A 16,850-nucleotide genomic window follows, 5' to 3' on the forward strand; every position below is an offset into this window, starting at 1 on the left:
TTTCAACTGCGGCGCATTTTCGCCGACTCGGTGGAGGTATTCTGCCGAAAAGTGGAAATTTCCCAAGCAGATTTTCTTTGACAGCTTCAAATAAGTGTGGGTTCGGAGGTAAGGATATCTATACTTTATTGATATCAAATAATTGATTTTAAACAATAAAATAATATGAAGCAGTAGAGGTTAACGGAAAGTTAACATAGGTAAGTGGCGCGAGCGGAGAATCGCCACTTACTGAGAGACATTGAAATGAACGACAGACCGAAATCTATGTAGGGGACTGAGCATTTACAGCGGTCGTCCCGCTCCTGTTGGTTGACCGCCATCGAAGTATTCGATTTTTAATTTTCGTCCGACGGGCCCGGGAAAACGTATAGTATTTTTGTTTTCCCGGCTCGCCGGATATCCCGCAGCACTGACGTTGTTGCCGATCCTTCCTGAATTGGAGGATGTCTCCTCTTTTGTGATCCCGCCTTTCGAACGGGAAGGGCTTGGTATCTTTGAACTGCGCATCCGGCGCTGAATTGTGGAACGTGATCCAGTGGGTAATCAGTCAAGAAATTCGATCTTCGTTTCGCATGACATTTACGCGCGCGAGATGACTATTCCCGCGCTCTTTGCCGCTCAGGTGGCTCATTGCGCTGACGACACGGCCGTCGTGCAGGACGATATCTCGCTCACCTACGGCGAACTCGGTCGCCTCGTCGCAAGCCACGTCACCGCGTTGCGGGCCGCCGGCGTGACGCCGGGTGCGCGCGTCGGGCTACTCTGCGGGCGGTCGATCCTCGGGGTCGCGGCGCAACTGGCCACGGTCTCCATCGGGGCCGCCTTCGTACCGCTCGATCCCGCCGGACCCAAGGTGGCCGCGACGGTGGCGGGAGAAGCGGAGATTGCCGCGCTGGTCTGCTCCCCCGACCTTGCCGGGCTCGCGAAGGAGGTCGCCCCCCGCGGATGCCCCGTCCTGCCGCTGACGCTGATCGCGGACGAGACCGCGTGCTTTGTGCCCGATCCCGGTCTCCGTGCCGACGATCTCGCCTACGTGATCTACACGTCGGGCTCCACCGGGCGGCCCAAGGGCGTGATGGTCGCCCATCGCGGCGTCTGCCGGCTGGTACGCGGGCAGAGCTATGCCGACCTCGGGCCGGACCAGGTGATGTTGAACATGGCGGCCGTCGGCTTCGACGCGAGCATCGGCGAGATCTACAGTGCGCTTCTCAACGGCGGCCGGCTCGTCATCCTGCCCGACGCGGTGCCGTCGCTCGACCGCATCGCGCAGGTCATCGCCGACCACGGCGTCACGATCGCCTATGTGACCGCGGGCCTCTTCCATGTCATCGCCGAGCGCGACCCCCGCATCCTCGCACCGCTGCAGCAGGTGTTTCCCTGCGGCGACGTCCTCTCTCAGCCCCATGTGGAGCGGATGCGCGCGGCGCTTCCCGACCTGCGGATGATCAACGGCTACGGGCCGACCGAGAACACGGTCTTCACCTGCTGCTTCCCGATCGACGACCGCTGGGACGGCGGGCCGGTGCCCATCGGCTACGGCCTGGCGGGCGACCGGCTTCTGGTGCTCGACGAGGCGCGGGCACCGGTGGCCGACGGCACCATCGGGCAGCTTGCCGTTGGCGGGCCGGGCGTCGCGCTCGGCTACCTCGGGCGGCCCGATCTGACGGCGGCGGCCTTCGTGCCGGTGCCGGGGCAGGACGGGCTCTTCTATCTCACCGGCGACCTCGTCGTGCGGGACGCGGGCGGGCTGATCCGGTTCCACGGTCGGGCCGACCGCCAGATCAAGATCAACGGACAGCGCGTCGAACTCGACAGCGTCGAACACGCTTTGCGCGCGGATCCCGCGATCCGGGATGCGGCCGCGCTGGCCGCCCGGCGCGAGGACGGGAGCCGCCGGATCGTGGCCTTCGTCGTCGCCGACGCGGGCACCACGGTCGAGGCGGTGCTGGCCGGGCTGCGGACGCGCCTGCCGGAGGCGGCCGTGCCCGCTCGCATCGACCTGCGCGACGCGCTGCCGCTCTCGGGGTCGGGCAAGGTCGACCGCAAGCGGCTTGCCGCGGAGCTCGACGCGCCACGCCCGGCACGGGCCGCGGCTCCGGCGGACGCGGGCCTGCGCGCGACGATCCGCGCCGTCTGGTCCGAGGTGCTGGAGCGCGAGATCCCCGACACCGAGGCGACGTTCTTCGACCTCGGCGGCACGTCGCTGCAGCTGATCGCCGCCCATGCGGCGCTGCAGGCGCGGCTCGGGCGGACCTTCGAGATCGCGAAGCTCTTCCAGGCGCCGCGCCTGCGCGACCTGGAGCGGCTTCTTGGGGAGGCCCCCGCCATCGACGCGGTGGCGGCACAACGAATGCGGATGGCCCGGCGGAGGGGACAGGGATGAAAGACGTCAACACGGAAACCACGATGGACCTTGCCGGCGCGATCGCGATCACCGGCATGGCCGGACGCTTCCCCGGGGCCGGCTCGATGGGCGAGTTTTGGACGGCGATCCGCGAGGGGCGCGACCTGATCCGGCCCCACGCCGCCGACACCCTGGCCGACAATTTCACCGATGCGCAGCGCGCGAGCGACGCCTACGTCCCTGTCCGCCCCGCCATCGACGGGGCCGACATGTTCGACGCACCCTTCTTCGGGATGAACCCGCGCGAAGCCGCGCAGATGGACCCGCAGTTCCGCGTCTTCCTCGAATGCTGCTGGCAGGCGCTGGAGGACGCGGGGCTGGACCCGACACGGGCGGACGGCCCCGTGGGCGTCTTCGGCGGGGCCTCGATGTCGACCTACTTCCTGAACAACATCCTGCACGATCGCGCCGCGATCGAGGATTTCGTCTCCACCTACCAGCTCGGCGATTACCAGCAGTTCATGGGCGCCCTCGGCGACACGCTGGCCACCCGCGTGGCCTTCCGGCTGGGACTGACGGGGCCGGCGATGACCGTCTCGACGGCCTGCTCCACCTCGCTCGTAGCCGTCGCGCAGGCGTGCCAGGCGCTGGCGGCGTTCCAATGCGACACGGCGCTCGCCGGGGGCGTCTCGATCACCTTCCCGCAGGAACGGGGCTACCTCTACCAGGAGGGCGGCATGGTCAGCCGCGACGGCCGCTGCCGCCCCTTCGACGCGGAAGCGAGCGGCACGGTCTTCGGCCACGGCTGCGGCGTCGTCACCCTGCGCCGGATCGAGGACGCGCTGGAGGACGGCGACCCGATCCACGCCGTCATCCGGGGCACGGGGCTCAACAACGACGGGTCCGACAAGATCGCCTTCACCGCGCCCAGCGTCACCGGCCAGGCCATGGCCATCGCGCAGGCGCAGGGCGCGGCGGGCATCGGGCCGGAGAGCATCGGCTACGTCGAGTGCCACGGTACGGGCACGCCGCTGGGCGACCCGGTGGAGTTCGAGGGGCTGAGCCAGGCCTTCGCCGGCGTCGCGCCGGGGCGCACCGCGCTCGGCTCGGTCAAGGCGAACATCGGCCATTGCGACGCCGCCGCGGGCGTGATCGGGCTGATGAAGGCGACGCTGGCCCTGCGGCATCGCGTGCTGCCGCCCATGGCGAACTACAGCGCGCCGAACCCGATGATCGCCCTCGACGGCAGCCCCTTCCGCATCGAGCGGGAGGCGACCGACTGGGTCGAGGACGGGCCCCGCCGCGCCGCGGTCAGCGCGCTCGGCGTCGGCGGCACGAACGCCCATGTCATCCTCGAGGAAGCCCCCGCGCGCGCGGTGCGTCCGCCGGAAACGGAGGCGCTGCATGTCCTGCCGCTTTCGGCCCGCTCCGACGCGGCACTCGCGGCCCAGGCCGAGGCCCTCGCCACCCGGCTGGAGGCCGCCGATGCACCTGAGCTGCGCGACGTGGCACTCACGTTGCAGGAGGGCCGCCGCGCCTTCGATTATCGCCGCGCGGTGGTGGCGCGCGACACGGCCGGGGCCATCGCCGCCCTGCGCGCCTCCGGGCGCGGCACCGAGGCGCAGGCCGATGCACCGCCGGTCGTCTTCATGTTCCCGGGGCAGGGGGCGCAATATCCGCTGATGGGGGCGACGCTCTACCGCGACGACCCCACCTTCGCCCGCATCCTGAACGCCGGCAGCGAGATCCTGAAGCCGCTTCTGGGCCTCGACCTCGCGGCGCTCCTCTATCGCGACGACCCCGGGGCGGCCGCCCGCGTCCTGCGCGATACGCGGGTGACGCAGCCCGCGCTCTACCTCGTGGAATACGCCATCGCCCGCCTCTGGCAGGACCGGGGCGTCGCCCCCGCCGCGATGATCGGCCATTCGGTCGGCGAATTCGTGGCCGCGACGCTCGCCGGGGTCTTCTCCTTCGAGACGGGCCTCGCGCTCATCGCCGCGCGCGGCCGGCTGATGCAGGATCAGCCCGCAGGCGGGATGCTCTCGGTCCGCGCGGGGGTTGACGATCTGGCCGGTCGCGTGCCCGCCGGCATCGACCTCGCCGCGCGCAACGCGCCGAAGCTCACCGTCTATGCCGGACCGGACGAGGCCATCGACGCCTTCCGCGCCGACCTCGAAGCGCAGGGCATCGCCTGCACGCGCCTGCACACCTCCCACGCCTTCCATTCCGCGATGATGGATCCGGTCTGCGCCGCGCTCGAGGCCGAGGCCCGCACGCATGACTTCGCCGCGCCGACGATCCCCTATGTCTCCTGCGTCACCGGCACCTGGATCACGACGGCAGAGGCCACCGACCCCGCCTATTGGGCGCGGCACTGCCGGGCCTGCGTGAACTTCGAGACGGCGATCCGCACGCTCTGCGCCGACATGCCGCCCGCGCTCGTGGAAGTCGGGCCGGGCCGCACGCTCGGGGCCTTCGCCGCGCAGAGCACGGGACGTGGCGACCGCGCCACCATCCTGCAGTCGCTGCCCGAACATACCGATCCCGAGGGCGATGCCCCGATGCTTGCCAGCGCCTTTGGCGGCCTCTGGGCGGCGGGCGTACCCATCGACTGGGCCCCGATGCGCGACGGCGACGCCCGCCGCATCTCGCTGCCGACCTATCCCTTCGAGAAATCGCGTCACTGGGTCGAGCCGCCCGTGCCGCTGACCCGCGCCACGCCGGCCCTCGCCCCCACACCGCTTGCCACAGAAACGAGTCCCGCCATGTCCGCACCCGTCTCCGCCCCCGCCGACCGCACCGAGGCCCTGCGCGATCAGGTCTTCGCCCATCTCGCCTACCTCTCGGGCGACAGCTTCACCGCCGAGGACGCGGGCGCGACCTTCCTCGAACTCGGGTTCGACTCGCTCCTCCTCGGCCAGCTGACGCAGAAGCTCGGCCGCACGTGGGACGTGTCGCTGACGTTCCGCCAGCTGATGAAGGATTTTCCCAGCGTCGACGCGCTGGTCACCCATCTCGATCAGGTTTTGCCCCAATCCCCATCGCAGCCTGAGATCGAGCCAGCGGCGGAGGGAGCGCAGGCGATGCCGTCTGTCCCGCCTGTCCCCTCCGCCGTGACGAACGACGCCGCCGCGCTGATGCAGGCGCAGACGAACGCGATGCTCGCCCTCTTCGAAAGCCAGATGCGCAATCTGGGTCAGTCCGGAGCGCCGACGGCCGCTCCGACCCAAGCCGCCCCCGAGCGGAGGGGGCGCGCGCCTGTCGCCGCCAGTGCCGAGGCGGGGACGTCGCGCCATGACCTCAACCGCCGGGCCGCCGCGCAGGCCGCGCTGACCCCGGCGCAGCAGGCCTTCGTCGACACGCTCTGCGCGGAATATTCCACCGCCTACCCAACGTCGAAGGCCCGCGCGCAGGAGGGGCGCCGCGCGCTCGCCGACCCGCGCACCGCCGCCGGCTTCCGCCCCGAGTGGAAGGAGCTGACGTTCCCCGTCATCGCCGAGGAGGCGAAGGGCGCCTACCTGACCGACCCCGACGGCAACCGTTTCGTGGATTTCGTCAACGGCTTCGGCCAGACGGCCTTCGGCCATTCGCCCGACTTCGTGACCGAGGCCGTCGCCGCGCAGATGGGCCTCGGCTTCGCCATCGGGCCGCAGACGCCGCTCGCCCATGAGGTCGCCGCCAAGGTGCGCAGGGTGACGGGGCACGACCGCGTCACCTTCTGCAACACCGGGTCCGAGGCGGTCATGGCGGCCATGCGGCTCGCGCGCACCGTCACCGGACGCGACACGATCGTCACCTTCAAGGGCGACTACCACGGCCAGTTCGACGAGGTGCTCGTGAAGGGCCGCAAGGCGGGCGACCCCACCGCGTTGCCGGCGGTGGCCGGGGTGCCCGATCACTCGGTCTCGAACATGGTCGTGCTCGACTACGGCTCGGACGCGGCCCGCGACTGGATCCGCGACAACATCGACGAGATCGCCGCCGTCCTTGTGGAGCCGATCCAGAGCCGCCGCCCCGACCTGCGGCCCCACGACTTCTGCAAGGAGGTCCGCGAGATCACCCAGAAGGCCAGCGTCGCGCTCATCTTCGACGAGATCGTGACGGGCTTCCGCGTCGCGCGCGGCGGCATGGCGCAGGTCTGGGAGATCACGCCCGACATGGCCACCTACGGCAAGGTCGTGGGCGGGGGCATGCCCGTCGGCGTCCTCGCCGGATCGGGGCGGTTCCTCGATGCGCTCGACGGCGGCCACTGGTCCTTCGGCGATGACAGCCAGCCCGAGGTCGCGCCCACCTTCTTTGCCGGCACCTTCGTGCGGCACCCGCTGGTGCTTGCAGCCATGTCGGCGGTGCTCGACCACGTCGAGGCCGCGGGCGATGAGCTCTATGGCCGCGTCGCCGACCGCACCGCGGCGATGAAGGACGCGATGAACGACGCGCTCGAGGCCCGTGGCCTGCCGCGCGCCGTCACTGGCTACGCCAGCTGGATGATCGTGGACCTGACGTCGCTCGACCCGCGCGCGGCGCTGATCTACCCGCTGATGCGCCTCGGCGGCATCCACGTGCACGACGGCTACCCCTGGTTTGCCACGACGGCCCATGCGGAGGAGGATTTCGACCGCGTGGTCGAGGTCTTCGAAGGCGCGCTCGACCGGCTGCAGGCCGTGGGCATCCTGGCCGATCCCCGTGTGCTGCCGCTCACCCCGCCCCAGAAGGAGATCTGGATGGCGGCCCAGATGGGCGATGCCGCCTCGGGCGTCTTCATCGAAAGCGTGAGCCTCTCGCTCACCGGCACCCTCGACGCGCCCGCGCTCGAACGCGCCCTCAACGACGTGATTGCCCGGCACGACGCGCTGCGGCTCCGGTTCTCGCCGAGCGGCGAGACGGCACGGGTCATGGAAAGCGTCTCCGTGACCGCTCCCCCCCAGGACATGACCCGTGCCGAACTCGACGCCGTCCTGGCCGAGGACGCGACGACGCCCTTCGACCTGACCGAAGGGCCGCTCATCCGCGCCCGCCTCGCGCGTCTCGGGGCGGAGGAGCATGTGCTCGTGCTGACGACGCATCACATCGTCTGCGACGGCTGGTCCACCTACCTGATGATCGAGGACCTGGCCGCGCTCTACACCGCCCATGCGAAAGGGTCCGAGGCCGACCTGCCCGCCCCCGTGAGCTTCGCGGACTACGCACGCGGCACCGGAACGGAGGAGACGCCCGCCGCAACCGCCGCCTTCTGGGCCGAGACCTTCCCCGCCCTGCCGGAGCTGCCCGACCTGCCCACCGACCGCACGCGCACGGGCCACCGCAGCTTCGCCGGCGCGACGCATGTGCACCGCATCGGCAAGGACGTGGCGCAGGCCGTCAAGACCGCCGCCGCCGGGCGGGGCATCACGCTCTTCGCCGCGCTCTCGGGCACGCTCGCCGCGCTCGTCGACCGTCTGGCCCCGGGGGGCGACGTCGTCCTCGCCGTGCCGACCGCCGGGCAGACGGCGCTGCCCGACGACCGGCTCGTCGGTCACCTCGTCAACCTGTTGCCCGTGCCCATGGCGCTCGACCGCGATGCCACCGCCGCCGACGCGCTCTCGGCCGTCTCGGCGCGCATCCTCGATTGCTTCGACCATGGCGACACGACCTACGGTGACATCATTCAGTCGCTCGGGGCCCGCCCCGACCCGACGCGCCAGCCGCTGACCGAGGTGCAATTCAACCTCGATCAGCAGCCCGACGATTTCGGCTTCCCCGGCCTGCAGACCGATCTGGCCAGCAACCCGCGGGCGCACACGAACTTCGACCTCGTCGTCAACGTGACCGAGGGGGGCGAGGGGCTGCGCATCGACCTGACCTATGCGACCGACATCCTCGACGCGGAGACCGTCGCGCGCTGGTGCGCCCATTACGATGCGCTCCTGAGCGCGCTGCCCGCGCATCTCGACGCCACGCTCGGCACGCTGCCCCTGATGGATGCGAGCGAAGAGGCCCGGATCGCCGCCCTCGGCACCCCCGAGACGCGCAGTCTGCCGGAGCCCCTGCGCACCGACGCGATGGTCTCTGCCCGCGCTGCCGCCACCCCCGACGCCATCGCGGTGGAGGATGCCACGGGGCGCCACAGCTACGCCGAGATCGACGCCGCGAGCGACCGGCTGGCCGCCGAACTTGCCCGCAGGCTGCCCGCCGGGGGCCGCGTGGCCGTGTTGCAGGACCGGAGCGTCACGCTCGTCACCTCGCTCCTCGCTGTGATGAAGGCGGGCCTCACCTATGTCCCGATGGACCCGAAGCATCCCGCCGCGCGGCGGGCCGCCGTGCTGGAGGCGGCGGAGGTCGGCGCGATCCTGCATCTGGGCGATGCGCCCGAGAATGCGGGCGCGATCCCCTGCATCGACGCCGGCGGCGACTACGCCGCCGACCCCGCGCTCCTCTCGGGGCGGGACACGGATGCGGCCTATGTGATCTTCACCTCCGGCACGACGGGCACGCCCAAGGGCGTCGAGGTGCCCCATGATGCGCTGGCCACGCTGCTCCTCTCGATGGCCGAACGGCCGGGTTTCGGCGCGGGCGACACGATGCTGGCCGTCACCACCGTCGCCTTCGACATCGCCGCACTGGAGCTCTTCCTGCCGCTCGTCACCGGCGGCACGCTCGTCCTCGCCCGCGAGGAGGACGTGCGCGAGACCTTCCCCATCGTCTCCCGCCTGCTGAAGGGCGACGTCACCGTGATGCAGGCCACGCCGACCTATTGGCAGATGCTGCTCGAAGCGGGGATGGAGCCCGACGCGGACCTCAAGATCATGGTCGGCGGCGAGGTGCTGCCCCGCGACCTCGCCGATGCGCTGCGCGGTTTCGGCTGCGAGCTGTGGAACATGTACGGGCCGACCGAGACGACGATCTGGTCGTCCTGCGGACAGGTCGGCGACGGCCCCATCGACATCGGGACGCCCACGCTCAACACCGCGATGCACGTCCTCGACGGCGGTGACCGGCTGGCCCCCGTCGGCGCGGTCGGCGAGCTCAACATCGGCGGCGCGGGGGTGGCGACCGGCTACTTCAACCGCCCCGACCTGACCGAAGCCGCCTTCCGCGACGTCGAAATCGACGGCCGGACGCAGCGGCTCTACCGCACGGGCGATCTGGCGCGGCGGATGCCCGACGGCTCGATCCGCCTTCTCGGGCGCCAGGACGGGCAGGTGAAGCTGCGCGGCTTCCGCATCGAACTGGGCGACATCGAGGCCGCGATGCGTAGCCTGCCGGGCGTCACCGGGGCCGCCGCCTGCCTGCGCGACGGGCCGGCCGGGCCGATGCTCGCCGGGTTCTACGTGGCCGGGGCCGAGCTGCCCGACATGGCCGCGCGCCTGGCCGAGCGCCTGCCGGCCTACATGGTGCCCACGGGTCTGCGCCGCATCGACGCGCTGCCCCTGACCGGAAGCGGCAAGCTCGACCGGCGCGCCCTGCCGGAGGTGGGTGCCGCGCCCATCCGCGCCGCCGCCACCCCGCCCGCGACCGATCTCGAGCGCGACCTGCTCGCCATCTGGCAGGAGGTGCTGGGCGTGGACGGCATCGGGACGGAGGACGACCTCTTCGAACTCGGGGCGGATTCGCTTTCGATCTTCCGCATCGCAGCCCGCACCCTCGACCGTGACATGGGCATCGAGGCCCGGCACCTGATGCAGCACCCGACGATCAAGTCCGTCGCCGCCTTCGCCGAGAGCCGCACGGGCGCCGCCAAGGCCCCCTCGCTCAAGGACTTTCGCCGCGGCGCGGCGCGCACGGTGGAGGTGGCGTCATGAACGTGATGACCCCCGACACCGAGGCGCTCGCGCCAACGCGCTTCCCCTGTTCCGCCTCGCAGGAGCGGTGCTGGTTCCTCGACCGCATGGCCCCGGGCACGCCCGCGCTCAACGTCGCGGTGCGCTGGTCGGTCAAGGGCCGCTTCACGGCTGCCGCCTTCGAGGCCGCCTTCCGCGATGTGATCGCCCGGCACGAGATCCTGCGCACCGCCTTCGCGGAGGAGGGGGGCCGCCCGGTGCAGCAGGTGGCCGATCGGGTCGATTTCCATCTTGCCGAGATCGACCTGCGCGCGGTCGCCCCCGCAGACCAGCCCGCCCGTATCGAGGAGATCGCCGCCGAGGCCGCCGTGCTCCCCTTCGACCTGACGCAGCCGGGCCTCATCCGGGCGACGATGATCCGCCTCGCCGAGGACGACGCCCTCCTCGCCATCACCATCCACCAGAGCTGTTTCGACGGCTGGTCGATCGGCGTCCTCGGCCGGGAGGTCGGCACCCGCGCCGCCGCGCACATGGGTGGTGGCGGCCCCGCGATGGAGGAGCTGCCGCTGCAATACGGAGACTACGCCCTCTGGCAGCGCGCCTATTTCGACAGCGACGCCTTTGCCGCCGACGTCGCCCCGCTGCGCGACCGCCTGGCCGATGCCCCCTATTTCGAACTGCCCCCCGACAAGCCCCGCCCGGCGGCGCGCGGCGCGGCCTGCGACATGGTGATGACCGATCTGCCGCCCGTCTTCGGCAAGCGCCTCAAGGCCGCCGCGCAGGCGCAGGGCCTCTCGCCCTTCGCCTTCGGGGCAGGTGTGCTGAGCGCCGCGCTCGGGCGCAGCACCGACGCGGACGAGGTCGTCATGGGCACGCAGGTCGCCGGCCGCACCGAGGTCGACCTGGAGCCACTCATCGGCGTCTTCATCAACAATGTCGTCATGCGCTTCCCCACGCCTGATGACGCGACGCTCGCCGATCACCTCGCCCGCGCCCGCACCGTCGTGCAGGAGGCGCTGATGGCGCAGAACGTGCCGTTCAACAAGCTGGTCGAGGTGCTCAACCCGCCGCGCGACCCGGCGCGCACGCCGCTGATCTCGGTCAACTTCATCCTGCAGAACGTCTTCCTGGAGGCCGCGCGCTACGGCGATTTCGAACTCGCGAGCGCGCCCTCCCACGCGCCGGGCACGATCTACGACCTGAATTTCATCCTCATCGGCCGCCCCACCGGCTGGCGGATGACGCTGGAATACAGCGCCGACCTCTTCACGCAAGAGACGGCGCAGGCGCTCCTGGAGATTTGGCAGGCGGCCTTCGCCTTCGCCTTCGACACGCCGCAGGGCCGACTGGCCGACATGCCCCACCTGCCGACCCGCGCGCCCGAAGCCGCCACGGCCCCCGTGCCCTCGGAGGTGCCGACCGAGGCGAGCGACGTCGAAGACGCGGTCGCGCGCATCTGGTGCGACATCCTGGGCCTGCCGCGCGTCGCGCCCGCGGACAATTTCTTCGACCTGGGCGGCCACTCCCTCCTGACGGTGCGGATGCTCACCCGGATCGAGGCGGAGTTCGGCCAACGGCTGAGCCTGGCCGACGTCTACCACGCGCCCACCCTGCGCGCGCTGGCCTGGCGGCTCACACGACAGGTCGAAACGGGCGAGGCCGCACCCGCGCCCGGCGACTGGCGCGTCCTGCCGCTGCAGACGGAGGGCGCGGGCCTGCCGATCATCGCGATCAACAACGCCCAGACCGTCTTCGCGCTCAGCAACACCTTCATCGACCTGCGCCCCGCGACCGCCGTGCGCATCTACGACGCCAGCCGCGACGAGCCGCTGCCCGCGCGCAGCTTCGACGAAATCGCGAGCGCCTACGTCGAGGCCGTCCGCGCCGCGCAGCCCGAGGGGCCCTACGCGCTCTTTGGGGTCTGCGTGCACGGCAACATCGCGGTGGAGGTCGCGCGGCAGCTACAGGCCGAGGGCGAGGAGGTCGCCGCCGTCATCCTCAAGGACGTCTGGGAGCCGCGCTATGCCGTGCGCATCGGCACCTCCCGCTGGGCGTCCTTCCTCGACCGCGTGCACGCCTGGCGCAACCGCCTGCGCTTCCTGAGGCGCGGCGACATCTCGCTCGCCGCCTTCCTCGGAAGCGTCGGGCCGCTGCGGCGCTCGGGACTCCTCGGGCTCGCCATCCGGCTCGGGCTGATGGACCGCGTGCGCCACACCGACCTCGACGCCGAGCAGGAGGGGTTCATCAACTACCTGAGCCGCGCGCGCGACGCGCACCGCCCCGACCCCTACGAGGGCACCGTCCTGCATTTCGTGACGGGCGACGCCCCGCAGGGCCGCGCCTTCGATCCGACCATGGGCTGGGCCGACCTGGTGCGCGGCGACCTGCGCATCGTCAACCTGCCGGAACTCTCGATCGCCCAGGGCCGGAACATCGGCGTCGCCGAGGCCGCCCGCGAGATCGAGCGGCTGCTGAACGAAATGGAGGGCCGCTATGCGAAAAGCAGATAGATCGCCCCAGCCCAGACAATCACGCAGACCGCGATCGCCGCAATGCGGAGCGTGCGGCCGAGACGTGCTTCGTCGCTGCCCGACCGGGCGGAGGCGCGCTCTGGTGTGTGATCCACAACGGAGCCGTCCTGCTTCATCTGTCAACGTTCCTGCAATTGTCGGCTCGGCGCGACTGATCATGTCGGCGGCGCGCGATAGGGGCTCATGGTGCTTTATGCGGAGGCGCCTAGCAAGGATCACATAGCGAGACAACGTTTGGTGCGCCGCAGGGGGAATATCGTGGCGTCAGTTTGATTTTAACGAGGATTTTAGGGGGATAGAGATGAACGAGCGACTTCTTGGGGCAAGGCGAGACCCGCCCGCCGCGCGATTTTCCGGCGGCTTTCGTTCCGCGAGTACGGCCAACCCGCTGAAACGATTTATGAACGGTCCCGTGGCCAAGCGGGCGATGGATGTCGTCGGCGCGGCGCTTCTGCTCCTGTTCTTCGCCCCTGTGATGGGGATGATCGCTCTGGCTCTACTGGCCTGCGGCGACGGCCCCGTCCTCTTCGGGCATTGGCGCGTCGGGCAGGGGGGCAGGTCGTTTCGGTGTCTGAAGTTCCGCACGATGCATCGCGACTCCGCGGAGATCCTCGCGGCGTGCCTTGCCGAATGTCCCGCCCGCCGCGCCGAGTGGCACCGGACGCGCAAGCTCAAGGAGGACCCCCGCATCAGCCGGGTCGGGCATCTCCTGCGGGTGTCGAGCCTCGACGAACTGCCGCAGCTCTTCAACGTGCTGCGCGGCGAGATGAGCCTCGTGGGGCCGCGTCCGGTGACGGAGGAGGAACTGGAGAACTACGGGGCCGACGTCGTGCACTACTATGCCGCCGTTCCGGGCATCACCGGGCTCTGGCAGGTCAGCGGCCGCAATCACACGACCTACGAGGAGCGTGTGGCGCTCGACGTGAACTACAACCTGAACCGCACGCTCATGGGCGACCTGCGCATCCTGTTCCGCACGGTGCGCGTGGTCCTCACCGGTCATGGCGCATACTGAGGTCCGCCCGCGCAAGGCTGCGCTGGACGTGACGTTCAGCGTCCTCGAGCGGGCCTTCGCGCTGCTGGCGCAATTCGTCGTTTTCGTGGTCGCGGCCCGTGTCCTAGGCCCTGCGGAGTTCGGCATCTTCGCGCTGGCCTCCGCCGTCGCGGCCCTGCTTCTGCGGGTGGCCGAGGCGGGCTGGGCTCCGTTCATCCTGTCGTGGTCCGGCGACATCACCGTGCCGCTGCAGGTGCTCTACGTCGCCGTCCTCGCCGGGGCCGCGATCGGCGTCGCGGGCGGTGCGGCCGTTCTGACCGCCGGTCAGGTCTTCGGTCTCGCCCCCGACCTCGTGGCGCTGATGCTGTGGTTCGGGCTCTGGGTCGCCCTGGCGAATGCGGCCTCGGCACAGAAGGGCCTCCTGATCTGGCTCGGCCGGATCCGGGCCGCCGCGCTTTGCGAGATCGCCGGCGAATGTGCCGCGCTGGTCACGACGCTCGCGGCGCTCACCGCGGGCGCGGGCGTCTTCGCCCTGATCTACGGGCGGCTCGCCACGGTCGCCGTCACGCTGACCGGCAGTTTCCTCATCACCCGGCAACTGCCCCGTCGCGGGCTACCGCGCGCGCAGATGCAGGCGCTCCGCGTCTTTTCAGCGCAGATCTTCAGCGCGCGGATGCTGATCCACCTGCGGCTCCATTTCATCACCCTGATCGTCGGCACCGTGCTCGGGCCGGCCGCCGCCGGGATCTTCCGCGCGGCCGACCGGCTCGTCGGGGCGCTGGCCGAACTCATCAACGTACCGGGGCAGATCATGGCGTGGTCACTTCTGCGGCGGGCGCGGGACGCCGGCGAACAGAACCCCGCCAACCGTGTCAACGTCGCGGCCGCGCGGCTCCTCTACGGCGTGGTCATGCTGGGCGCGCCGCTCCTCCTCTGGGCAATGCTGATGCGCGAGGAGATCGTCGGCGGCCTCCTCGGGCCCGACTGGGCCGCCGCCGCGCCGCTCGTCGCCATCCTCGCGCTCTCGCGGCTCCTGCTGCTGCCCGGCGTGATGACCGAACCGTTGATGTCGGTCATGGGACAGGCGGGGCGTCTGCCCTGGTTCACGGCGGTCATCTTCGTCTGTTCGGTGGCGCTCACGCTCGCGGCGGCACCGGCCGGTCTGCACGCCCTTGCCTGGTCGCAGGTCGCGGTCTCGGTGGTGGTGCTCGTCTCGACGGTCTGGTTCTTCGCGCGCTTCGCGTCGGTGCGCTGGCGCATCGTGGGCGGGCCGCTCCTGTCGACGGTGCTGCCCCTCGGGTGCGGCACGGCAACGATCGCCTTGCTGAAGGCGCATCCGGCACTGGTCGATTGGCCAGAGGTCGTGCAAGCCGGGGTCTCGGGTCTTGCCGGCGCTGCGGTCCTCGGTGGGCTCGCGCTTCTGATGACGCCTGCGCTGCGGGCCGGCGTGCTGCAGCGGCGCGGGCGGCTGTCGTGACCTGGCGATCGCATCTGCGGCGTGCCGCCTCGGTCGGCCGGGCACTGCCGGGCTGCGCCGTGGCCCGTTCCCTGCGCAAGACGCGCCGAGCGCCCCGGTTCACCGGCCATTTCACGGATCGTTCGGCCGCGATGGCGGCCTGCGGGGATGCGCCGGGATACGACGACGATGCCGCGTCCGAGCTGTCGTTCGACGTGATGCGCCGGCGCGCGACGTGGGACTACCCGATCATCCACTGGCTCTCGCGGATCCTGCCCGATCATCCCGCACTGCTGGACGCGGGCGGGCACATGGGCAGCAAGTATCTGGCCTTCGAGCCGCTTCTCGATCTCGGCGCGGTCGAGTGGACGGTCTACGACCTGCCGGCCACCGTCCGGCTCGCCCGCGCCCGACAGGCCGGGGGCGACCTGCCCGCTGCGCTGCGGTTCGTCGACCGGCTCGCCGATGCGCCCGAGGCGGATGTCCTGCTGGCATCCGGGCTGCTGCAGTATCTCGACATGCCTTTCGAGCGCTTCGTGGCCGACCTGCCCGCGCGGCCGCGGTTCATCCTGCTCAACAAGGTGGCCGTGGGGCGGGGGCCGACCCGGTTCACCCTCGAGCGGATCGGGATGTCGCGCGTCCCTTACCAGATCAGGAACCGGACGGAGTTCGAGGCCGAGATCGCAGCGATGGACTACCGCACGCTCGACCGTTGGACCATCACAGCGCTGTCCCATTCCGTATCGACGCATCCCTGGATCGAGGCGAGCACGAGCTGCGGCGTCGTGCTGGAACGGAAAGGTCGAATGTGACGGATTTCACGAATTCGTGACGGTCAATACCCTGAAAGGAAATACTATGCTAAGTCACGACCATTAACGTTGTTTTGTTAATTAATCGTATGGTTGCGAGAAGCGTATATGGCGGCGATACGCCGCCGCAGTGGGCATCCCCCTGTGTCAGGCCGGGGTTCGATGACAGTCGGACGGCCTTGGAGGGGCTGGCCGGTCACACCCGGGACTATCCTTCGGGTGTCGATCTGGTTCATGACGGACAGTTGGAGCCTGCAGCTTACGTTCTCCGCGAAGGCTGGACCTGCGCCTATAAGATGCTCAGTTCGGGTGAACGCCTGATTATCGGCTTTCAGATACAGGGAGACATTCTGGGGCTCAGGACTGTCCTGCTCGGTCGGTCGGACCACAATATCCAACCCATCACGAAGATCCGCGCGGCGAAGCTGATAAAGGGCAGCCTGACAGAGTCGTTCAACACACCATCCGATCTGCGTGCGTTGCTGCGCGCGTCGGCGCTGATGAACGAAAGCATGATGATCGAGCGCCTCGTCAGTCTCGGCCGGCGCGATGCGACCCAACGGATCCTGCTTTTCCTCCTCGAATGTTGGAGCAGGCTGCGCAAAGTGGGGCTTGCGGATGACACGGGGTATCCGTGCCCGCTGTCGCAGTATCATCTCGCCGACGCACTTGGGATGAGCGCGGTCCACGTGAACCGCGTCCTTGGCAAACTGCGCAAGGACGGGGTGCTCACCTTTCGCAAGGGACATGTGCGGTTCGACGATCTCGCCGGAGCGCTTGCCCTCACAGGCTTCAATCCCTCCTACTTGGACTGCGGGGACGTCGTCCGCTGAGAGGACAGCTCGAGAGACTAAATCCGACCGGCGAACCCGCCGCCGGGACGGCTTGCGTTCACGTCCCTTCACAAGCGGGCGAAACCGGGCACCGGCGACTTGTTCACCCGCGCATCCACT

General features: G+C 69.9%; 8 protein-coding genes. 7 read left to right on the plus strand and 1 reads right to left on the minus strand.

The genetic code is table 11. The features are described from left to right. Window positions 1-595 precede the first annotated feature (595 nt). Genes HSX43_RS06520 through HSX43_RS06530 form a run of 3 tightly spaced genes read left to right on the plus strand, consistent with a single transcriptional unit; the run spans window position 596 to window position 12,614 of the window. Window positions 596-2,386: a non-ribosomal peptide synthetase gene (locus HSX43_RS06520; RefSeq protein ID WP_179379313.1), complete on the plus strand. Its 1,791-nt coding sequence runs from the start codon at window positions 596-598 to the stop codon at window positions 2,384-2,386. After that, entirely contained in the window at window positions 2,383-10,125 is a 7,743-nt protein-coding gene (locus tag HSX43_RS06525; RefSeq protein ID WP_179379314.1) for a non-ribosomal peptide synthetase/type I polyketide synthase, read from the plus strand. Before HSX43_RS06520 ends, HSX43_RS06525 begins: the two co-directional genes overlap by 4 nt. Further along, window positions 10,122-12,614, plus strand: a complete 2,493-nt coding sequence (locus HSX43_RS06530) for a condensation domain-containing protein (RefSeq protein ID WP_179379315.1) — start codon at window positions 10,122-10,124, stop codon at window positions 12,612-12,614. The genes HSX43_RS06525 and HSX43_RS06530 overlap by 4 nt, the downstream gene beginning before the upstream one ends. Here the strand turns inward: HSX43_RS06530 and HSX43_RS06535 are convergent. Further along, window positions 12,596-12,751 (minus strand): hypothetical protein, encoded by a 156-nt coding sequence (locus tag HSX43_RS06535; RefSeq protein WP_179379316.1) that lies wholly within the window; start codon window positions 12,749-12,751, stop codon window positions 12,596-12,598. The genes HSX43_RS06530 and HSX43_RS06535 overlap by 19 nt on opposite strands. Before the next feature lie 284 nt (window positions 12,752-13,035). Here HSX43_RS06535 and HSX43_RS06540 point away from each other — a divergent pair, with 284 nt between their 5' ends. The 4 genes from HSX43_RS06540 to HSX43_RS06555 all read left to right on the plus strand — a co-directional run bounded on the left by HSX43_RS06540 (window position 13,036) and on the right by HSX43_RS06555 (window position 16,730). Continuing rightward, window positions 13,036-13,650: a sugar transferase gene (locus tag HSX43_RS06540; protein ID WP_235962543.1), complete on the plus strand. Its 615-nt coding sequence runs from the start codon at window positions 13,036-13,038 to the stop codon at window positions 13,648-13,650. After that, window positions 13,637-15,106 (plus strand): oligosaccharide flippase family protein, encoded by a 1,470-nt coding sequence (locus HSX43_RS06545; protein ID WP_179379318.1) that lies wholly within the window; start codon window positions 13,637-13,639, stop codon window positions 15,104-15,106. The genes HSX43_RS06540 and HSX43_RS06545 overlap by 14 nt, the downstream gene beginning before the upstream one ends. Then, window positions 15,103-15,897, plus strand: coding sequence for a methyltransferase, TIGR04325 family (locus tag HSX43_RS06550; RefSeq protein WP_179379319.1), 795 nt, complete (start codon window positions 15,103-15,105; stop codon window positions 15,895-15,897). The genes HSX43_RS06545 and HSX43_RS06550 overlap by 4 nt, the downstream gene beginning before the upstream one ends. Before the next feature lie 179 nt (window positions 15,898-16,076). Beyond that, window positions 16,077-16,730 (plus strand): Crp/Fnr family transcriptional regulator, encoded by a 654-nt coding sequence (locus HSX43_RS06555; protein ID WP_179379320.1) that lies wholly within the window; start codon window positions 16,077-16,079, stop codon window positions 16,728-16,730. The last annotated feature ends 120 nt before the right edge of the window (window positions 16,731-16,850 follow it).

The organism is Jannaschia marina, from assembly GCF_013404595.1.
Lineage (GTDB): Bacteria > Pseudomonadota > Alphaproteobacteria > Rhodobacterales > Rhodobacteraceae > Jannaschia > Jannaschia marina.